This is a genomic window from Peribacillus simplex, assembly GCF_900156045.1.
Taxonomy (GTDB): Bacteria; Bacillota; Bacilli; order Bacillales; family DSM-1321; genus Peribacillus; species Peribacillus simplex_D.
The window spans coordinates 345580-367464 of record NZ_FTMX01000001.1 but is presented as its reverse complement, the minus strand read 5'-3'; the positions used below and the strand labels follow the sequence as shown (position 1 = coordinate 367464).

The 21885-nt window shown below is 40.2% G+C and carries 18 protein-coding genes; 8 read left to right on the top strand and 10 right to left on the bottom strand.

Annotated elements, in window-relative coordinates; all coding sequences use genetic code 11:
* Positions 1-101 precede the first annotated feature (101 nt).
* From BW986_RS01740 to BW986_RS01725, 4 genes are all read left to right on the top strand, one after another.
* On the top strand, positions 102-791 hold the full coding sequence (locus BW986_RS01740; RefSeq protein WP_076364544.1) for a response regulator transcription factor: 690 nt from the start codon (positions 102-104) through the stop codon (positions 789-791).
* Positions 788-1792, top strand: coding sequence for a sensor histidine kinase (locus tag BW986_RS01735; RefSeq protein WP_076364542.1), 1005 nt, complete (start codon positions 788-790; stop codon positions 1790-1792). The genes BW986_RS01740 and BW986_RS01735 overlap by 4 nt, the downstream gene beginning before the upstream one ends.
* Positions 1793-1892: 100 nt before the next feature.
* Positions 1893-2654 (top strand): ABC transporter ATP-binding protein, encoded by a 762-nt coding sequence (locus BW986_RS01730; protein WP_076366239.1) that lies wholly within the window; start codon positions 1893-1895, stop codon positions 2652-2654.
* Positions 2644-4590 (top strand): ABC transporter permease, encoded by a 1947-nt coding sequence (locus BW986_RS01725; protein WP_076364540.1) that lies wholly within the window; start codon positions 2644-2646, stop codon positions 4588-4590. The genes BW986_RS01730 and BW986_RS01725 overlap by 11 nt, the downstream gene beginning before the upstream one ends.
* Positions 4591-4640: 50 nt before the next feature.
* On the opposite strand, the gene BW986_RS01720 is transcribed toward BW986_RS01725, so the two are convergent.
* Together BW986_RS01720 and BW986_RS01715 are read right to left on the bottom strand one after the other, a co-directional pair.
* Positions 4641-5702, bottom strand: a complete 1062-nt coding sequence (locus BW986_RS01720) for an NAD(P)/FAD-dependent oxidoreductase (protein WP_076364538.1) — start codon at positions 5700-5702, stop codon at positions 4641-4643.
* A gap of 322 nt (positions 5703-6024) precedes the next feature.
* A complete protein-coding gene (locus BW986_RS01715) occupies positions 6025-7665 on the bottom strand; it encodes a PucR family transcriptional regulator (protein ID WP_076364536.1) in 1641 nt (546 codons plus the stop codon).
* A 436-nt stretch (positions 7666-8101) separates the two neighbouring features.
* On the opposite strand from BW986_RS01715, the gene BW986_RS01710 reads away from it, so the two are divergent.
* Together BW986_RS01710 and BW986_RS01705 are read left to right on the top strand one after the other, a co-directional pair.
* Complete coding sequence (locus BW986_RS01710; RefSeq protein ID WP_076364534.1) at positions 8102-9223, top strand: alanine dehydrogenase; 1122 nt, start codon at positions 8102-8104, stop codon at positions 9221-9223.
* A gap of 349 nt (positions 9224-9572) precedes the next feature.
* On the top strand, positions 9573-10928 hold the full coding sequence (locus tag BW986_RS01705) for an APC family permease (RefSeq protein WP_076364532.1): 1356 nt from the start codon (positions 9573-9575) through the stop codon (positions 10926-10928).
* 240 nt (positions 10929-11168) lie between these two features.
* Here BW986_RS01705 and phnX read toward each other — a convergent pair whose 3' ends face one another.
* From phnX to BW986_RS01680, 5 genes are read right to left on the bottom strand one after another with little or no spacing between them, the layout of a single operon-like run.
* Positions 11169-11984: a phosphonoacetaldehyde hydrolase gene (gene phnX, locus BW986_RS01700; RefSeq protein WP_076364530.1), complete on the bottom strand. Its 816-nt coding sequence runs from the start codon at positions 11982-11984 to the stop codon at positions 11169-11171.
* Entirely contained in the window at positions 11981-13075 is a 1095-nt protein-coding gene (phnW, locus tag BW986_RS01695) for a 2-aminoethylphosphonate--pyruvate transaminase (RefSeq protein ID WP_076364528.1), read from the bottom strand. The genes phnX and phnW overlap by 4 nt, the downstream gene beginning before the upstream one ends.
* Before the next feature lie 25 nt (positions 13076-13100).
* Positions 13101-14093, bottom strand: coding sequence for an extracellular solute-binding protein (locus BW986_RS01690; protein ID WP_076364526.1), 993 nt, complete (start codon positions 14091-14093; stop codon positions 13101-13103).
* 13 nt (positions 14094-14106) lie between these two features.
* On the bottom strand, positions 14107-15723 hold the full coding sequence (locus tag BW986_RS01685) for an ABC transporter permease subunit (RefSeq protein WP_076364524.1): 1617 nt from the start codon (positions 15721-15723) through the stop codon (positions 14107-14109).
* On the bottom strand, positions 15716-16468 hold the full coding sequence (locus tag BW986_RS01680) for an ABC transporter ATP-binding protein (RefSeq protein WP_076364522.1): 753 nt from the start codon (positions 16466-16468) through the stop codon (positions 15716-15718). Before BW986_RS01680 ends, BW986_RS01685 begins: the two co-directional genes overlap by 8 nt.
* 228 nt (positions 16469-16696) lie before the next feature.
* On the opposite strand from BW986_RS01680, the gene BW986_RS01675 reads away from it, so the two are divergent.
* Positions 16697-17455 (top strand): DeoR/GlpR family DNA-binding transcription regulator, encoded by a 759-nt coding sequence (locus BW986_RS01675; RefSeq protein WP_076366237.1) that lies wholly within the window; start codon positions 16697-16699, stop codon positions 17453-17455.
* Positions 17456-18165: 710 nt separating this feature from the next.
* On the opposite strand, the gene BW986_RS01670 is transcribed toward BW986_RS01675, so the two are convergent.
* Positions 18166-18516, bottom strand: coding sequence for a hypothetical protein (locus BW986_RS01670; protein ID WP_076364520.1), 351 nt, complete (start codon positions 18514-18516; stop codon positions 18166-18168).
* Positions 18517-19056: 540 nt separating this feature from the next.
* On the opposite strand from BW986_RS01670, the gene BW986_RS01665 reads away from it, so the two are divergent.
* A complete protein-coding gene (locus tag BW986_RS01665) occupies positions 19057-19278 on the top strand; it encodes a DeoR family transcriptional regulator (protein ID WP_034309346.1) in 222 nt (73 codons plus the stop codon).
* Between the two features lie 85 nt (positions 19279-19363).
* Here the strand turns inward: BW986_RS01665 and BW986_RS01660 are convergent, their stop codons facing one another.
* Together BW986_RS01660 and BW986_RS01655 are read right to left on the bottom strand one after the other, a co-directional pair.
* Positions 19364-20086, bottom strand: coding sequence for a pseudouridine synthase (locus BW986_RS01660; RefSeq protein ID WP_076364518.1), 723 nt, complete (start codon positions 20084-20086; stop codon positions 19364-19366).
* A gap of 123 nt (positions 20087-20209) precedes the next feature.
* Positions 20210-21811, bottom strand: a complete 1602-nt coding sequence (locus BW986_RS01655; RefSeq protein ID WP_076364516.1) for a putative polysaccharide biosynthesis protein — start codon at positions 21809-21811, stop codon at positions 20210-20212.
* Positions 21812-21885 lie beyond the last annotated feature (74 nt).

Genomic DNA, 21885 nt, shown 5'->3' with positions numbered 1-21885 from the left:
AACCGGCAGGCTATTACAGCTCCTGTTCCTCCCTTCCTCTAGAACCTATTGAGTTTTTACTATATACTTTTAAGAAAAAGCTGGAAAGTGCGGTGAACCCCTTGTTTAAACTACTATTGATAGAGGATGATACGACGTTATTCAATGAAATTAAAGATAGATTGGCGCAATGGTCTTATGATATTTACGGAATCGGCGATTTTAGTAAAGTGGTTCAGGAATTCACGGAAATAAAACCTGATTTGGTCATCATTGACATACAGTTACCGAAGTTTGATGGGTTTCATTGGTGCAGAATGATCCGGTCCCATTCCAATGTTCCCATCATCTTTTTATCTTCCCGTGATCATCCTACCGACATGGTGATGTCCATGCAGCTTGGAGCTGATGATTTCATTCAGAAGCCTTTTCATTTCGATGTACTCATCGCAAAGATACAGGCCACCCTACGCCGTGTCTATAATTACAATACCGAAAAGGTCGAATTGAAAACCTGGTGCGGGTCAACTGTGGATTACGAGAAGAACACGGTAACGGCCGAGACTGGCACAATCGAATTGACGAAAAATGAAATTTTCATCTTAAAAAAGCTCATTGAACAGAAAAACAAGATCGTAAGCCGCGAAGAATTGATTAACAGCTTATGGGATGACAAACGTTTCATAAGCGATAACACCCTTACAGTGAATGTGAACCGTTTACGAAAGAGGTTGGATGAACTGGGTTTAGGGCATTTCATCGAAACGAAGGTTGGACAGGGCTATATCGCCGTAGAAGAGGCAAATGCATGATCAGAAAATATCTCATGGAAAGGTTCAGCTGGATTCTATTCTACATACTTCTTCATCTATTCATTATCTTTGTCGCTTATCTTGATTCGGCGATACCGTTAAAGCCCATACTGTATATTGTTTTTTTATCATTGCTCATATTTATTATTTTTTTGATATTCCGCTATAAAAAAGAAACGTATTTTTATAAAAGTCTAGAAGCGCGGGAAGACAACCTGGATATTACGAATATAGCTGAACCGGAAAGCCCTTTCGAAAAAATCATAGAAAACAGCATCATTAACCAAACCGAAATATTGAAGCAGTCCGCATCAATTGGTCAAATGACTTTAGAGCAGGAGAAGGATGAATTATTAGCTTGGATTCATGAAGTGAAGACACCATTGACGGCGATGCATTTAATGATTGACCGCTTGGATGATGAATTGCTGAAATCGCATTTGACTTATGAGTGGCTCCGCATTCACCTACTTCTTGATCAGCAGCTCCATCAAGGGCGCATGCCTTTCATCGAAAATGATTTGTATATAGAGAAAACCGATTTGGAAACAATAATCTTTGATGAGATTAAAACGCTGCAATCATGGTGCATTCAAAAAGGGATCGGCTTCGACATACAATTGGATGTAACCGAAGTGCTTACCGATGCCAAATGGCTGGCCTTCATCATGAGGCAGCTCCTGACCAACTCCATTAAATACAGTGAAAACTCGGATATCGCGATATATAGCCATGAACAAGCTGGACAAACGGTTCTTGAAGTGAAGGATTCCGGACGGGGCATCGACCCAAAGGATTTATCCCGCATATTTGATAAAGGATTCACTTCCACGACAAATCATCGTGACACTGCGGCAACCGGCATGGGATTATATTTAACAAAGAATGCAGCCAAGTCCCTATTCATCTCCATTGATGTGAAATCAGAGCTTGGAACCGGAACGACCTTTGAGTTGACCTTCCCAAAAAGAAATGATTTCGTGAATATCACAAGCATGTGACAAAAGTGTCACATGCTTTTATTCTTTGTTCGTCCAAACGAAGGAAAAGAAATTCATGGCCTTTTATAATGAGGATATAGAAAAGAAGGAGTGTATCCAAATGAATATATTAGAAGCGAAAAAAATCCATAAAAGCTATGGTAATAAATTTAATAAACAAGAAGTTTTAAAGGGTCTTGATATAGGCATACAAGAAGGTGAATTCGTAAGCATCATGGGTGCATCCGGTTCAGGAAAAACGACTTTGCTTAATGTCCTCTCCTCGATCGATAAAATCAGCAACGGCACCATTACGATCGATGGAAAAGTGATTTCAGGGATGAAAGAAAAGAAGTTGGCCGAATTTCGGAAGAACCACCTTGGCTTCATCTTCCAGGAATATAACTTATTGGACACACTGACTGTCAAAGAAAATATCCTTCTGCCCTTATCCATTACAAAAACACCTCATAATGAAGCGGCCCAAAAGTTTGATAGCGTGGCGAAGGAACTGGGCATATATGAAGTGAAAGATAAATACCCAAATGAAATTTCCGGTGGTCAAAAACAGCGCACGTCTGCAGCACGGGCTTTCATCCATGATCCAAGCATCATTTTTGCGGATGAACCGACTGGGGCGCTTGACTCCAAATCGGCTTCCGATTTACTGAACAAACTGAGCGAAATGAATCAAAAGCGCAAAGCGACCATCATCATGGTAACCCATGACCCAGTGGCGGCCAGTTATTGCAGCCGAGTCATTTTCATTAAAGATGGACAAATATATACACAATTGAATAAAGGGGAACAATCCAGACAAACCTTCTTCAAGGACATCATGAAAACACAAGGTGTATTGGGAGGGGTTCAAAATGAGCATTAATCAACTCATCTTTCGAAATCTGAAGAAGAATCTGAAGAACTATTATCTGTATGTGTTTGCCCTGGTCTTCAGCTCTTCCCTTTATTTTGCCTTTGTCACCTTGCAATATGACCCATCGCTGGATGAAGTGGAGGGTACGATGAAAGGGGCCGCCTCCATCAAGGCTGCATCGATCCTGCTTGTTGCAATTGTTTCCATATTCCTTTTATATGCCAATAGCATTTTCATAAAAAGACGCAGTAAAGAAATTGGCTTATTCCAATTGATAGGCATGACCAAGAACAGGATATTCCGTATCCTGAGTGTGGAAAACCTGATCCTGTATTTCTGTTCCGTATTCCTGGGAATCTTTGTAGGGTTTGCCGCATCAAAATTGATCATCATGATACTATTTAAAATAATGGGTGTCCAGGCGATCGCGACCCTAAAATTTTCTTTTCTGCCGCTTGTTCAGACCATTCTTGTTTTTAGCGCCATCTATCTTTTCATCATGTTGATGAATTATGCCTTCATTAAAAGGCAGACCATTCTTTCATTATTTAGAGTGACTTCAATGACGGAAGGAAAAGTGAAAAAGGTTTCGATGTTCGAAATGATCATCGGGATATTCGGAATCATCCTGATCATTGCCGGCTATGTCGTCTCATCCAAATTATTCGATGGAGCTTTTTCAGAGATGACCGAGCTATTTATGGCCATGGTCTTCATTTTGGGAACCGTCATCATCGGTACCTACCTATTCTATAAAGGATCCGTAAGCTTCATCTTCAATATCGTCCGTAAAAAGAAAAATGGCTATTTGAACATCAATGAAGTATTGTCCCTTTCATCCATCATGTTCCGGATGAAATCGAATGCGGTATTATTGACGATCATCACGACCGTTTCCGCTCTGGCGATTGGATTATTATCATTAAGTTATATCTCCTACTACTCCGCGGAGAAGAGTGCACAAAGCAGTATCCCTACCGATTTTTCGATGACGGATATGAAAGATGCAGATGCATTCAAAGAAGCTTTATCAGACAGTAAAATAGATTATGACGCAAAGGTGATCGATGTCATTCAAGTGGATGTCAATGTAAAGGAAATAATGGAGACCAGCCTGGAAGGAGTGAACTTCGATCCGGACATCATGACCGTTCCCGTCATCAGTGATGAATCCGTCAAAGGAATCAACCTCGCCGAAGATGAGACCCTTTTCAGCGGATACAGTAATATGATGGAGAAAGTCATGTCCTTGAAGGATTCCGGAAAGATTGAACTGAAGGGCAAACACGAAGTGATTCCGCAAACATATATGGGATTGAAAGATGATACCTACTTGTCCTACTATTTTACGAGTGGCGGAATGCCCGTTGCCATTGTAGACCAAACGATTTTCGACCGTTTGAAAAAGGATATCGACCCGAAAATCCAAAAGGTTTCATCTGTAAATATCGGAATTGATGTGAAGGATGAAGCTGAACTTGAAAAAGCGAATGATCTATTCAATAAAATGAGTTTCAAAGAAGAACATGTGAATGATTCCCAATTTGAAATGTTCAATACCCAGAAGAAGAATATGGGCCTTATCATGTTCATCGTCGGCTTCTTGGGATTAACCTTCCTCATCACATCCGGTTGCATCCTCTATTTCAAGCAAATGGATGAAAGTGAAGGTGAAAAATCCAATTACACCATCTTAAGGAAACTGGGATTCACGCGAGGTGACTTACTAAGAGGAATCCAAGCAAAACAAGTTTTCAATTTCGGCATTCCTTTAGTCGTCGGGCTGCTTCACAGTTATTTCGCAGTCCAATCAGGATGGTTCTTATTCGGGACCGAAGTTTGGACACCGATGATCATCGTAATGGCATTATACACGGCATTGTATTCGATCTTCGGAATCCTATCCGTATTCCATTACAAGAAGGTCATCAAGGAATCTCTATAAGTGCTAAAAAGCTCCAGGGCCCATGAGGCCCTGGAGCTTTTATTTTCCCTTTAAAGTACCCCAGCCGGTTTCATCATTTCCTTGATCAATTCCCTGTTGCGCTTTTTAAAGATTTCATTATGGGAAGAAACCATCCCCACTCCGTGAGCGTCAGGCTGGATATATTGCTTTGCTTTGTTTACGGCGTTTGCTGCATCTTGAAAAGTACCTGCTATCAGGTTCAACTTACCTTCATGCTTAAGGATATCACCGGCAGCGTATATTCCATCCATCGACGATTCACTTGTAGAAGTACCTTCAATATAATAATTGTCGGCTATGGCTATATCCACTTTACTATTTCGAAGCAGCGATGTATCACGCTCATAACCATGATTGATGATGACTTCGTCAATCGGCAAGTAAGAAACCTCTCCCGTTGCGTGATTCGTCAATTCAACATGCTCAATTGATTCATGATCAGAGCAGGCGATCAGTTTTGTAATCGTCGTATTCAAGAAACAAACAGCAGAGCTTTCCATCAATTGCCTTGCTTGTGATTCATGACCTGCTAAACTATCTTTCCTATATGTCAGATACACCTTTTTGGCGATGGGCTCCAATTCATTTGCCCAGTCTATTGCAGAATTCCCGCCGCCCGAAATGATTACAGTCTTATCCTTGAAACGATTGAAAGACTTAACAGTATAGTTTAAATTGGAGACTTCAAACCTTTCTGCCCCGTCTATTTCCAACTTTTGCGGATTCAGGATTCCGCCGCCAACCGCGACAATGATCGTCTTGGAAAAGTGCATTTGACCTGAAGCCGTATGTAAAACGAAGATACCTTCTTCATTGCGTGTGATGGATTCCACTTTTTCATTCAAGACGACTGCTGGATCGAATGTTAAACCTTGCTCCACTAGCTGCTCAATCAATTTTTCCCCAGTAGTCGGTGTCAGCCCTCCTACATCCCAAATCATTTTCTCCGGATAGACATGAATTTTCCCGCCTAGCCTTGGCTGGTATTCAATCAGTTTAACTTTCATTTCTCTAAGTCCGCTATAAAAAGTGGAGTAAAGGCCTGCTGGCCCTCCTCCAATAACCGTTACATCAAATAAATCTTGCTTCATTTACGTCCACTCCCCGGTAATCAACTGTGATTGATTATCATTCTCATTTAATCGTACACCCTTTTCTCACTTTTTACAATATGGATTTATTAAAAAACTCTGTTCATTTTAAAAATCAACAGAGTTGTTTATTATCAATCACTAAAACTTACCATTCATTTAGAAGGTATGAATGATAAATGGAACATTACCACCAGAATGTAAAATTAGGTTAAAAATGGTGTATAGAGAGTTTTTTCTATTCGTCTCATTCCTCTTAGTAGACGGAGAGATATTGCGGAACACACTGTTACCTATGCGCCCCGTGGTTGGCGGCTGATAACTACTTCGTAGGTACTCCCACTTGCTGAATGAGTTGATATGCTTTCAAAGCCATTTCAACGTTTAATCTGTTCTCTGGCATATCAAAGTCAAGATCAAGAATCTTTTTTATTTTTTCCAGCCGATGATAGAGTGTTTGTCTTACAACATGTAATTTTTGAGCAGTAAGCTTCTTTGAGCGATCAAGCTCAAAGTATTTTGCTAAAGTCATAAGCAATTCCGTTCCATATTCCTTATCATAGGATATTAAAGGAGAGAGATAGTCTTCAATAAAATGGGCTGTATCTTGATCATGCTGAATTAATTGTATCAACCGAAAGATGCCAAGGTCTTCGTAAAAGGCACTTGTTGAAAACGTACGATAATTTAAAGCTAACTGCGCTTCTCGATAACCAGTATGAGCATCCAAAAGTAACTGGTATTGTCGCCCAACGCCTATACGGATTTGGATAGATTCACCTTCTTTAACATATAGCAAGGCATTGATCACTTTCGTGAAGCGTGCCTTAGAGGAATCGGCAGTTCCAAGATCAGTAGCTAATACAATAATCTGATTTCTTACTGATGTGATATAGGGTGTAAAAGAATATTTTGCGAACCCAGATCGAATTTTTAAAGAATAATGATAAATAGCAGATTCATTTTCTTCATCCGATAAACTTAATGAAGACGGATGAAGAACATCTTCGATATCAACGATTGCAATTCGATATTGTATAGAAGCACGCTTAGATTTTAACGAAATAAATCCCCTTGCTTGTTCCTCATTATTAATGCGTCTATAAAGTAAATCATTTAGCCATGTAGATTCTAAACGTAATCGTTTTTCATCCAAATAATGTTTGCGCAATAGGTCTTGCGAGATTGCTAGAGAAGCACGATCAAGGATTAGGAAATCAAATTCATCCGATTCACGATCTAAAACCATAACAAGGTACGCCCAGATTTGATCCATTGCTCCGATCGGTTGGAGAAGAATGGTATGGTTTAGTGCCTTCCATTCAACGGGCGAATCATTTGTAATTCGGTCTTGCCAGTGTTCTTTATCTTCATAAATGGTTTGAAGTAGCTGTTCCATGAATTCATTTTTCAATCCTGGAATCGAAAAAGGTGTTCCTTCGATTGGAAGATAGATAATTGGTGCTTCTGTCTTCTGTTGCAACAACTTTAAAATATTTGATAACCCATGAGTAGTGAGTGACAATGAATGGAACTTTCTTGAAATCGAATCTAATGTAACCAACTTCTCATGATGAGCATTAATGATAAACGAATGTAGATCCTGTGCTATTTCGACGAAATTTATGAATTCTTTGAAAATAATAATCGGAAAGTTATACTCATCTGCCATTTCGATCATTTCTTTAGGGACCTTTTCGAAGTGGTGTCCAAGTTCTATACATAAACATGAAGCGTTTCGTTCGATAAGATTTAGCAAAAATGATGTATTAGAGGAGTCTCTCCATTCAAACCCAAATCCGGTGGAGAGTATCAGTTCCCCTCCCTGAAAGATGGTATCATCAAAAAACGGAATTTCAAGGACATGTGTCCATTTGACTTGACGGTGCAACCCGTTTGCCCCCGCAACTACCTCCGTCTTTGAAAAGAGTGAGCGCTTAAGAACATCTTGTACTGTAAGCATATGTACCTCCTCATTTAATAATTGTTAGCTGTATCATTTTATTATAACTATACTAGAAAGTCTAAACCCACAAAATATGGATCCCCATCCCTGTTTAACCCCAAGTAATGCGTTCTGTCACTTGCTTCGATGAAATACCTTAATCAACCTGATAATCTTTCATAATGGTATCCATTTACACCATTTTTCCTTAGTTATAAGTGGGCATGAACGATGGATTACTAAAACTTAAAACGACTAAAACATTAGATAAACAATGGAAAAATCACCACTTTTTCACCAATGCTTATTCATAAAAGTTCAAAATGACCAAAAGTGCTTGGTTAAAAAAAAACTAATATAAATTTAACCTCGTGTCTAATGAAAGGGTTGTCATTACCCTGTAAGATTTTAGAATGTTCAATAAATTAAATACAATTAAAAAGGAGAATGAACAATGATAGTAGGAGTTCCTAAAGAATTAAAAACTGCAGAGACTAGAGTGGGATTAAATCCAACATGGGTAAAAAAATTAACAGCTTATGGTCATGAAGTACTAATACAGAGCATGGCAGGGGAAGCTAGTGGTTTTTGTGACGAGAAATATGTTTTGGCTGGAGCAAAAATAGTAAACACGATTGACGAAATTTATGAGAAGGCAGAATTTGTTGTTAAAGTGAAGGAACTTCAACCCTATGAATACGGCCTTCTTAAAGAAGATCAAATGATAATGGCATGGTTTCATTTGGCGGAAGATGTAAATCATGAAATGACACAGGCATTACTAGATAAAAAAGCAATTTCATTATCAATGGAATTAATCGTTTTACCTGATGGGACTAGACCTACGATTAAACCAATGAGTGAAATTGCAGGAACATTAGCAATGCTTGAAGCAGTCAAATATGCTCAATATGGTTATGGTGGAAAAGGAATACTTCTCCGGAAACTGGCCGGTTTACCGTCGAGCAATGTACTCATACTTGGTGGTGGCAATGCTGGACTCAATACTGCGCAAGTTGCTGTGGGTCTTGGATTGAATGTAACAATCATGGAAGCATCAATGAAACGCATTGATTATTTGAACAATCAGTTGCCACAGGTGGACATTTTGTGTTGGGATAAAGATATGATGTTCGAAGAACTTATTCAAAGTGATGTTTTAATTAATACAATTTATCCGATGCCAGGGGTAACCGAGCCTCTCATTACACGAGAGATGGTCAGTAAGATGAAACCTAATTCTATTATTATTGATATTGCAGGGACGGGTATAATTGAAACCTCACGTTATACGACTTTAGAGGATCCAGTTTACTACGAACAAGAAGTCCTACATTACTGTGTCCCGAATATGCCGGCTCTATGTCCACAAACCTCGACAAATATGATGTTAATGACAACCGGCCCCTATATTATGAACATTGCGAATAATGGTTTGAAAGAGGTTGTAGAAAATGATGTAATAGTAAGAAATTGTATCAGCACTTTGAACGGTGATATTGTTCATCACGAAGTTGGGATCAATCATAACATGCCTTATACAGATATAAAAACAGAGTTACTAATGTCAAAATAATAAAGCGTCCTTAGATTTATCTCATATTCTACTTTTCATTTCTATTGATTAGAAATCAGTATAAACGTTATTGAACAAGTCGCTACTAAAGAAATTCCAGGAGTCAGTAAAGATGCCAGCGAGAAGATTTTTGCAGGAATAACCTTTGTTATTCTGCAGTCGGAATTCCTTACGAGGAATGGGGAAATAAGACAACAAATTCATGGATCATTCAAAGTAGGCTCCCTAGCATCTTTCTGACTTTTTTATAATTTCTAGAAAACCACGTATTAAAAAAGCCATGGATTTAATAATATTGTTCCTATTTCTTACAAAAGGTTAAATCAGGTAAAAGAGGAGAGTGTTTCACATGTCAAATTTAAGAAAAACGGATAGAACACTGACACTCATTCCAGTTGTATTGTTTGGTTTTTCATTTATGGGGTTAACCACAGCTTTTACTACGTATGGTATTGCGGCCAATATTTCCCACGGCACTGTTCCAGGGGCAATGATAGTTGCTCTAGTGGTAATGATGTTTACTGCTTACAGTTATGGGAAAATGGCAATTGCGTTTCCATCTTCTGGTTCTGCCTATGTTTATACGCAAAAATCGCTCAATCCCTCTGTTGGATTTCTTGTCGGATGGGTGATCTTAATGGATTATTTATTTATGCCAATGGTGAATTATTTAGTATTTGGCATTTTTTTCTCAGCTGCCTTTCCTACAATTCCAAGTTACATCTGGATTGCAGGTATGCTGATTCTCGTCACTTTTATTAATATTAAAGGATTGAAGATCGCCACAAATGTAAACGCATTCATAACGATTTTTGCCTTTCTTTTTATCCTTATCTTTATAGGTTTTTCTATTAAGGAAATTTTTATGGGAGAAAGCACGGCAACTCTTTTATCTCTTGAGCCATTCTATAATTCGAAAGAACCCTTTTCTTATACAATAGCCGGAGCAGCATTATTATGCTTTTGTTTCCTTGGGTTTGAATCAGTTACAGCGTTTGCGGAAGAGACAGTGAACCCTAAGAAAACAATTCCCCGAGCTGTTATTTTAATTACTCTTGGTGGCGGTTTAATCTTTACAAGTGTTTCATATTTCTCGTATCTTGTATGGCCAGAATATAGCACATTTAATAATCCTGATTCGGCTGCCTACGAAATTATTAAACTTGTTGGTGGAAAGGCGATGTACTCCATATATCTTGCGCTGTACGCACTAGCTGTATTGGGTAGTGCCATGTCGTCTCAGGCAAGTGCATCACGAGTCCTCTATACGATGGGGCGAGACGGACAGTTTCCTGAAAAGTTCTTTGGCACCCTGCATCCGAGATATAGAACACCCGTAAATAATATACTGATCATCAGTTTTGTCTCTTTGCTTGCTTTATTTTTAAGTTTAGATCTTGTAGCATCATTTATTAATTTCGGGGCGTTTCTTGCGTACACTTGTGTTAATATTTCAGTAATTGCTCATTATTATATTAGAAATAGAGAACGTTCGGTAAAAGGAACTGTCTTATATTTATTTGTTCCTATCATTGGAGCTGCTCTTGATATTTTACTGCTTGTGAATCTTGATGCGCACTCAAAAGTACTTGGAGTAAGTTGGTTAATAATAGGCTTCATTTATTTACTTGTATTGACAAAAGGACTTAAAAAACAGCCGCCAGTACTGAAAATCGAAGAAAATTATAGTGTAGATTTAAAATAAAGTCACGATGTTTATAAAAAAGATGAAAAACGATTTAGACACAACTATTTTCGGTATAAGACCTACAGATCATTATTGGTCTATCGAATGGTTATCTACCGAAAAGATTGATGGCGTAAGTTATCCTCACCTTGTAAATGAAATAAAAAGAATCAAGATAACAATCAGTCCAAAAGTGAAAAAGTGCAGCATCTTTCCTACTCAAGGATGAAAGATGCTGCACTTTTCTGGCACTGAATGTTAGCTTGAACGAGGTCTTTTCCCTTCTGGTATAAGAAGGTTGATTCGATCTATGAGTTCAGGCAGTTCTTCGATCGTTTTGATGGTGAAGTCTGCCCCGTTTTGCATAAAGGTGTCTGCCGTTTTAGAGATGAGATTTTGTTTATCTCGTTCTGGTAAACTTGTATACTCATTCAAACTCAATCCCATCTCGGAGCTTCCGACAATGATTCCGACCGACCATACCCCAGCATTGACTCCCTCTTGCATATCGGAAATGGTATCACCTACCTTCACTACCTTCCATGATGCGGTTAACTTCAATTTTTCCATATTCCGATATATCATGTAAGGGTAAGGCCTTCCAATCGAATGGGTTGCATCCGGGGTGACATGGAAATCCGGCCGATACCCTTTTTTCAAAGCATTTGCTACGACGACCTCCATCATTGTATCCGTATAACCAGTTGTCGACCCAATCTTCAGGCCACGGTTTCTTAACACTTCCACTGTCTCGATAACCCCTGGTATTGGATCTGTATAATCCGCCAATGACATCATCAGTGCCGGTTCGAATTCAGCATATAGTTTTTCAACGTCTTCCTCATTGAATGGCCTTCCGTATTGTTCTACCCATAATGAAGATATCCTTGGCATGGTCAGCATCGCACGAATATGGTCGATTTTCAGCATGCCCATCGGAGCTCTGGCTTCCTCCATCGTCACGTCCAGTCCAGCATTCTTAAAAATATCCACAAAAACATTCACTGGTGCAAAACATCCAAAATCCACAGCTGTTCCAGCCCAATCCAAAATGATTCCCTCTACCTTATTCATACTGTCACCACTTTCATATATTTTTCCACGATCCTGCCAAGTTCCTCGATATCTTCTTCATGGATTTCACCAATATTGCCGATTCGGAATGTATCTATGTCAGTCAGCTTTCCAGGGTATATTACGTAACCCCTCTCTTTGATAAAATTGTAGAAGTCCCCAAAATTAAAGGTTTCATCAGGAAAAAGGAATGTTGTAATGATGGGTGATTGTCTATCAGGTGAGATATATGCCTGAATGCCCAAATTACCCATCAGCTCCCTCAGCCTATCATTATTATTTTTATAGCGGGCGAATCTGGCTGGAATGCCGCCTTCTTCCGTTAATTCTTCCAACGCTTTAGCAAACGCGGCCACTACATGTGTAGGAGATGTGAAACGCCATTTCCCATCCTTGTCCATCTCTTTCCACTGATCATATAAATCCAGGGACAAACTGCGGGCATTGCCTTCACAAGCCAACAATTTATCAAGCTTTGCAATGACGAAACCAAAACCAGGGATTCCTTGAATGCATTTATTTGCACTACTGATCAAATAATCAATTCCGAGTTCAGGTACATTCATGTCCACTCCGCCAAAGCTGCTCATCGCATCAATGATCAAGGTTTTCCCTTGTTCCTTTGATATCTCAGCAACCATTTCTATCGGATTTAACATCCCTGTCGTCGTTTCACAATGAACCATTGCAATATGTGTAATGTCACTATCATCCAGTAAAATGTTCCGGATTTCAGTCTCCTTTGGAAATTCATTGTACTCAACGCCATATTCCACATGATTCAGTCCGATGCACTCGGCCATTTTCACAATCCTTTTTCCATATGCGCCATTCGTTATGATCAGCACTTTATCGGATTTTGAAAGTGCAGTCGTCAGCACTGATTCTACAACAAACGATCCGCTTCCCTGCATAAGTACAGCCGTATATTCCCCGTTCGCAGCATATGCCAATTCAAGAAGCTGGGCTCTGATTTTTTGCGTGATTTCTTTATAATCATTTTCCCACGTACAGCGGTCAACAAGCATTTCCTGTTTCACCGTACTTGTAGTGGTCAGCGGTCCAGGCGTTAAAAGTTTATATGTATTCATTTTCCTTCACTCCTCACTGTATTTATCATTGTGCTGATTTAAAGAACTCTTGATGCTGTTTTAATAATTCGACCGTTAGGGGCTGCTTGAATTTCTTAGGGTGGGCCGGTTTGTTCTTTTCCGTTACCTTTTCACCTTCATAAAGTGCGACCGGGTAATGTTCCAACAGTTCTTCTCTAGCATCTTTACTGATCGTTTCTGCCATTTTCATCGCTAAATTTGTTTTAGCTTCATTATCTTTATTCACGACAGCTACGGATTCCGTGTAGGAGAAATTCCCCTCAATCGGATCGACAAACTTGATCGGTAAGCCCGACTCTTTAGCCATCACGGCCTGATAGCGTAAACCAAAACCGGCAGCCACTTCCCCTGCTTGCACTTTATTGATTGGACCTGAACCTGAGCTCTCAAGATGCGGACCGCTATTTGCTATTAGGTCATGAAGAACCTTTTTCCCTTCTGCGTCACCGTATTGACTGATTATTGCTTGAACTAACAGCCACCCTGTTGAAGAGTCCAGGATGTTAGGAATTGAAACGAGCCCTTTATATTCCGGCTTTGTTAAATCCTTAATCGTGGTAGGCATCGGCAGGCCTTTTTGTTTGAGAACTTCCGTATTCACAAAAACGGAACCGGTATTTGCCAAAATCGGCGTATAATAGGCAGGATGTTGTTCCAATGCTTTTGTACTGAATGACAGGTCCTTAAACATGGAGTGCTGATCTTGGGCACTTTCGATGAAATAGGAACTCATCGTCACGACATCGGCCTCGATTTCAGCGCCTTCTGCCAGCAGTTTCCCTCCTAATTCAGATGTGCCTAATGATTGAAGGACATATTTCCCTTCGTATCCGGCATCTTTCAGGGAAGTCTCCATTGCTGCAGTGGCTTCTTCATCACCATTCGTATAAATGACCACCTTTTCTTCATCCGCTTTGCCGCTGTTACGGCCCACCAATGCAAATACCAAACCTAAAGCAACTAGAGACAGTAAGGCTATCTTCATCGTTTTAAACATAATATCCCCCTCATTAATGTTTGAATTGTCGTTTTTGATAATGATCACAAAGCAGTTTCACGACTAGATTTGTAAAAAAGATAAGTAAAGACAGGATGAATATTTCATTGAATTTGGCAAAATGCTGAAGCTCTTTAATTTTACTGGCCACTAATGTGGTTTGGGCGGTGACCAAAAAGATGATTCCGCTGATCGTCACCATACTATTGATGAAATAGTAGCTGAACATCTCGATGACCGTGGATGCCGAGTTAGGCAAGATGACACGATAGATTGTCCTGATCCAGCTATCCCCCAATAGATTCCCTGTGGTTTCCCAAGCAGGGTTCATTTTGGATAAAGCGTTCTTCGCCATTAAATAGGGTGTCGTAAAGAAATGGACCATGTTACATAGAATGATGATGGCAAAGGTCCCCTTCCAGCTGCTGCCGTTGAACAGCAGCAAATACGATAAACCCAACACCATTCCCGGTACTGTATTCGTCAACATCGAAATGACATCCATTGACGATTTCCCCTTAAGGGGCGTCCGGACATTCAAAACAGCCGAGCTAAAGGCGATGAACGTTCCCAGTACGGCCGTCATCAAGGCGACGAATAAGGAGTTTTTATAGACTGCCGTTAAATCGCTCGATTGGAATGTGTCGATAAAGTGCTTTAAGGTGAACGAGAGGTCGTAAGGGAAACTAGTTAAAAATGGTGCAATGAACATGACCGCAAATACTGAAAGCATCCCTAATAAGACCAGCAGCGAGATACCCCCAAAACATATATCCCTCCCTTTATGCTGCGTCAATTCGATATCGCTGAACTTGTCATAATGAAAGTTCAGTTTTTCGAGATAGTTTAATAGGAAAACACTGAATACTACCGGAATGAGCATGAGAATGGCAATCACTGCACCATTATTGAAATCAGGGATTGAACCCAGCATGACTTGATACAGTTGCGTCGCAACAACGGAGTAAGTCCCGCCGACCGAAGCCGGTATCCCAAAATCGGTAAAGCTCAAGATGAAGGAAAGTACAAAAGCTCCACCCAAAGTTCCCGCCAATGGCCGTATGATCGTATTCATGAAACTTCTTATCGTTCCGTCACCCATTAATTTTGAAACGATGATGAACTTTTTATCCATGTACTTGAAGGCATTATTAATGAGTAGAAAAGCTGATGGCAATGTATAAATCACATAACCTATCAATAATCCATTAAATCCGTATATATCGAATAGATTCCTTCCAAAAATCTTCGTTATGATACCTTGATTGCCGAAAGAGTAGATGATCGCAAACCCGAATGTGATTGTCGGCAGCAGCATTGGAATTAGGATCCCAGTTTTAATTACACTTTTTAACGGCCTATATAATCGGGTGCAATGGATGGAATAGGCCAGGAAAAAGGCTAAAATGGTCGTAATGACGGCTGTGAGACCCGAAATTTTCACGCTGTTTCCAAACGACTTCATCAGCTCTGCATTCGAAAGGACCGTTAGATAGTTCGAGAGATTGATTCCATCAGCCGTTTCAAAAGAACGGACGAACAATGTGCCAAGCGGCAAGAAAAGAAAAGCGGCAAATAGCAGTAAGATAGGTATATAAATGACTCTCATTGCCGGTTTTACATCAGGCATACTTTTCACCGAATAAGTTATAAATGTTTTCTCTCTTGATCTCCAGTTGCTTAAGAATGAATTGCTTAACAAAATCATTGGCTGGCTGATTGATGATCTCTTGTGGTGATCCAAATTGAGAAATATTCCCTTGATTAATGATCAGAATTTTATCGGACATCGTCAAAGCCTCTTCCGGGTCATGTGTCACTATGATTGTCGTCAGCTTATATTCCCGGGCAATGGATTTGATGCGTTCCTTTATCGATTCCTTGATCACACCATCCAAAGCACTCAGGGGCTCATCAAGTAAGAGGATCTTCGGTTTCATCACCAGAGTCCTTGCGATCGAAACCCTTTGTTTCTGACCCCCGGATAATTCACTGATCCTTTTTTTCAAATGCGGTGTTAATTCCAGGAAATCGATGTATTCCTGAAGCTCTTCCTTGGAAACGGATCCCTTCCTGTTCCTCAATCCATAAACGATATTTTCATAGGCGTTTAAATGCGGGAAAAGAGCGTAATCCTGGAAAACGATATTAAATCCCCGGTCTTTCATGGGCACGTTACTCAAATCGGCATCATTGAAAATGATTTTTCCATGATTGATACCCGTCAAGCCCAAAATTATATGTAATAAAGTAGTTTTGCCGCTTCCACTTGGTCCTAATAGTGAAACGATCTCCCCCGTTTTAATTTCAAGATTTATATTATCCAAAACTGATTTTCCATCGAATTGCTTGCTAATATTTTGTAATTTTAGCAAACCGTTCACCTCCTTTAATACACCCTTAGTATAAAAGCCATTTGTAAAACGAATTTGAGTTTTTTGTAAATACTCTGTAAATATTGAACATTTCTTTACTAACTTTATACTAACTTTTGACCAACTAGTGATATTATTATCATCTACTTGTTGAATATATTTATGGTACACAGTACACTTAAAATGATTACCAGGAAGAAAGATATGAAGAATAGGCGGGTGAAACTTATGCTTCCTCTTGAAAGGCAAAAGAAGATCATCGAGTTATTAACGATTAGAAAAGTTATGAAGATTGCCGAGCTTACTGAAGAACTGCAAGTTTCCATCGAAACCATCAGAAGGGATATGAACCTTCTTACAAAGCAAGGAAAAATAGAAAAGATCTACGGCGGCGTCAAGCTGGTTCAATCGAAGTTTGGAGAGTCGACAATAGATGAACGGATGTTCAGTCAATTAGAAGAAAAGGAAACCATCGCCCAAAAATGCAGTGAGTATATTAACGATGGGGATTGCATTTATATCGATAGTGGTTCGACAACCTATCAAATCGCTAAATATATAAAACAGAAAAAGAGACTGACCGTGATAACCAGTTCGATCCCAGTTATAAATGAGCTCATTCATAGCGATATCGAGATTTTGATCATAGGGGGGAAAGTCAGGCGAAATGAACAATCCATTGTTGCATTTGAATACTTATTCAACTTTAGTGAGTTGAATATTTCGAAAGCATTCATTTGTGCGAGTGGCATAACCGTTGAAAAAGGCATATCCGACTATAATTTAGAAGAAGCGAATACACGAAAAAAAATCATAGATTTATCTCAAGAAGTCTATGTTGCCGCTGATAGCACAAAGTTCGGGAAAGACGTGACCATCGGGATATCGCCACTGGATAAAATCGATTACATCATCACTGACGATCATTTACATAAAGATTTCATCTCTTCGTTTAAAGATACCGACACACATTTGATTCTTTCTTAAAAGCAAGAAAAAACGGGAACTATACAGTAGTATGGTTCTCGTTTTTTCTTGAGGTTTTTAAAATTCGATCGTTGATTTCACCTCCAGGCACTCCCTTTCCGCGGGCGGTCCGGGAGCCTCCTCGGCGCCTTTGCGCCTGTGGGGTCTCCCTTAGACACGCTTTTCCCGCAGGAGTCTCGCGCCTTCCGCTCCAATCAACTTTGTTTTAAAAGATAGAGCTGCTTTTGTCTACAAACTAGATAATCATTGTTTGCCTACAGTTTTTTTGTAAGTTTGTAAAATGCGAACGCTGATTTCCTCTCCAGGCACTCCCTTTCCGCGGGCGGTCCGGGAACCTCCTCGGCGCTATGCGCCTGTGGGGTCCCCCCTGGACGCGCATTTCCCGCAGGAGTTTCGTGCCTTCCGTTTCAATCAACTTTGTTTTAAAAGATGGAGCTGCTTTTGTATACAAACTAGATAATCATTGTTTGACTACAGTTTTTTTGTGAGTTTGTAAAATGGGATCGCTGATTTCCTCTCCAGGCACTCCCTTTCCGCGGGCGGTCCGGGAGCCTCCTCGGCGCTTTGCGCCTGCGGGGTCTCCCTTAGACACGCTTTTCCCGCAGGAGTTTCGTGCCTTCCGTTTCAATCAACTGGTGCTGGATTTCCGATTAACGGTTCCGGACAAATAAAAAAATGCCCTTTCATACAGGGCATTTTCATTGATCCAATTAATTTACGAATAGATATAACTTTCGATGATATTCCACAAATGCCTGCTGGTCCTTTTCCGTGAAGTCCATCCATTTTACTTTCTTGCATCTTTCTTCTAATCTTTCATTCAGTTCATCTTCTATTTCATTCATGAAACGAATGATTTCCCCATAAGACATATTGAAATGACGGGCTGCGAGCCTGGGAGGGGAATGCTTTACCAGCAATCTCATGAATTGATCGACCGTGTCCGCCTTCGATGCAAGATAATCTTCTTCGTTCACGATGAATTCATACACTTGTTTTTTGACACCAGAAAGTCTGGTTACTTCGTCGCGCAATAAAAACTCCATTAATCTTTCGTTCATATGGCTCTACCTCGAATTGGTTTATATTTAAATCCTTTTAGATATGTATGAAAAATCTATACTGCCCGATACCTCATTATGACATCGTAACAGCAAGCCATCAAGCACCTATTCATACACAAAGCGTAGTAATTACGATTTATGATCATTTTAAGGAAAGTAACATGTATATTCCTTAAAAGTCAACGTTCGTGTTGTGTGACATCTCGAATGTTGAAATGCATATAAAGCGTCCTGTATTGGCAAAATATGATCAAGAATAAATGGAACAACTCTTTATTAATTTTTGTATATGTATAAAGAATACTTTTGTTAAAATTTGATATAATAAATGTAATATTTAGTCAATTAGTATCTTTTCCTAGAATTTGCTTTTGCAAAGGGGTAGAATGAAGCTAATGACATCTTATTTTTTCTAAATGTTTCCGAGGAGTTATAGGGTGGGTATAGCAAGTACATAGTGACAGCTGAAATGCTGTCCGACATATCGGTTGTTTTCATTTGTTCAAAATAACAATGAAAAGAATAAGGAGTGATTTTTTGAAACCTTCAACAAATCGCATGTTAACCCGTATTAAATCCGTTTATATGTTCATTAGTAATAACGGTACGGTTTCTACTCAAGAGCTTGTAGAAGAATTTGGCATCACTCCTCGAACTGTGCAGCGCGATTTAAATGTCTTAGCATACAATGACCTTGTTCAAAGCCCAAGCCGAGGCCTTTGGACGACAACAAGTAAAAAGGTGAAGATGTCATCGTAAAATGAACGACCACCCGAACAAGATCGATATGTAAAATACTTTGAGGCGGACAATTTTTGTCCGCCTCATTTTTTGTGTCCATATATCATTCAGCCGGTTGGCCCGCCTTTAACTGTTCAAGCTCCTCCGCCGTCAACTCACGGTATTCACCAAGCTCAAGTTCCTCATCAAGCTGTAAACTCCCCATGGAAAGACGCTTTAGGTAGACGACACGTTTGCCAACGGCCTCAAACATCCGCTTCACCTGATGGAACTTCCCTTCCATGATCGTCAGCTCGATATCCGATGTCAGACCTGATTTTAAAATGTTCAATTCACCTGGTTTTGTTTCATATCCATCATCCAAGGTCACGCCGTTGCGGAATGCCTCGATATCCCGTTCCGTCACTTCACCATCAATGACCGCAAAATATGTTTTAGGGACATGTTTTTTCGGGGAAAGCAGTTGGTGGGCAAGTTTTCCGTCATTCGTGATCAGCAATAAACCTTCTGTGTCCTTATCAAGACGGCCTACAGGAAATGGCTCGAAAACCGAATCTTCCGGCTCCAAGATATCAATGACCGTTTCTTGGTAGTTGTCTTCCGTTGCCGACAATACGCCTGGCGGTTTATTCATCATTAAATAAATGAATTCCCTGTATTCAACCCGTTCACCATGAACCGTCACGATTTCCGTGTCAGGGTCCACTTGTTCCTTCGGATCCTTGAGCAGCCTGTCATTGACCTTGACGGCGCCGGATTTCAGGAGCTTTTTCACTTCTTTCCTGCTGCCATAACCAATATTGGATAAAATCTTATCAATTCTCATCGTTTCCTCCTAAAGCCTTTTCCATAAAAAGCCTTGCCCACTTTAATGACAGGCAAGGCCACGATATTTTAATTTGGGGATTCACCATTCAATACCCTTTTTTTTACACATCAAACTTCCAGCTTATAATCCTAATTTAGCTTTTAACCGATCGATCCGGGCACCGAATAAACGATGGGCAAGTTTGCTTTTCAAGGAAAGCGCCGCATAAATGAGCGCTCCAAGAATTGCACAAACGGCCACGATCAAGATCGCCTGGAATCGCCCTTCCGTTGTCAGCCACAGCGATAATAAACTGTTCATGCCCCATGCAGCCAGTCCCATTATCACTGAAAAAACACTGATCAACACAGATCTTCTGATGGTAAGGCTGTAACGATATCCAGTAAAGTAGGTAATGACATACAAATTCAGCAGCACAGCAGCCAAGTAGCCGAATGCCGTAGCATAAACGGAGCCTTCCGTTTCAAACAACTTGATTAACGGGATATTCAAGCTCAATTTGATTAAAAAGCCCACAAGCAGGCTGAGCACCGTATATTTTTGCTGATTGATCCCTTGTAAAATCGCCGCCGAAACGGAAAAAAGCGCAAACAAGATGGAAACGGGCGCATATGCCTTCAATACACTGATTCCAAGTGGATCATGGCTGTAAAAGGCACTATAGATCGGATCTGCCAGCACCGACATGCCAACGACCGCCGGAATCGTAATGAACAACAAAATTTGGAAAGCTTGGTTCAGCTGGCGGTTTAACTCTTCCGAATCCTCGCTTACATATGCCTTCGTCACCGAAGGGAGAAGCGCCATTGAAAACCCGGTTGCAAGCGTCATCGGAATCAAGACAAGCTTCTGGGCATATACATTCAACACCCCAAGGGCATCTTCTGCGACATGCTGCAACCCGATGGACGACATTGCCTTATTGAAGGACAATAAGTCCGCAAACTGAAACATTGGCATCGCGATTCCGACGAATATGAAAGGAATCGATGATAGAAATATTTCTTTATAGATCTCCTTAAGGGAAATGTCCATCGTCCCCCGGTCTTTCTTCATCAAGCTGTCCAAATGGGGTTTTTGTTTTTTCCAATACCAAAATAACACCACTAAACCGCCGACAGCCCCGACCGTCGCCGCGAAGGTAGCTATTTGGATGGCTCTCACTAACTCTCCATCCAGGACATTCAAAACAACATACACACCGGCCAAAAGGAACACGATGCGGACAATTTGTTCGATTACCTGAGATATGGCCGTTGGCTCCATCGCCTCATGACCTTGAAAGAAGCCGCGGATGATGCTCATGAACGGTACAAAAATCAAGGCGAAGCTGACTGCACGTATGATCTCCGTGACATCTCTGACATCTTCCTGCCTGACCCCAAAGACTCCAGTGAACAATGGTGCCATCGTATAGAGAATCAAAAAAGCGAGAAAACCGGTTACTAGCATTAATTTCAGGCTCGATTTAAATAACTTCTCACCGACGGCGTACTCCTCAAGCGCATTATACTTCGAAATGAATTTTGAAACAGCAAGCGGCATGCCTGCCGTTGCAAAGCTAATGAAAATGGTATATGGAACATACCCATATTGATAAAGGGTAGCCCCTTTATTCCCAACCATATGTTCAAATGGGATGACGTAAAATAAACCAAGTACCTTGGAAATGATCGCTCCCAGCGTTAATATAAAAGCCCCTTTTAAAAACTTAGATGACATCTAATCCCTTCCTGCCTCTGTCAGTTACGTTTCACACGCTCTTTATCTTATCATATTAAAGTATTTTTTCTATA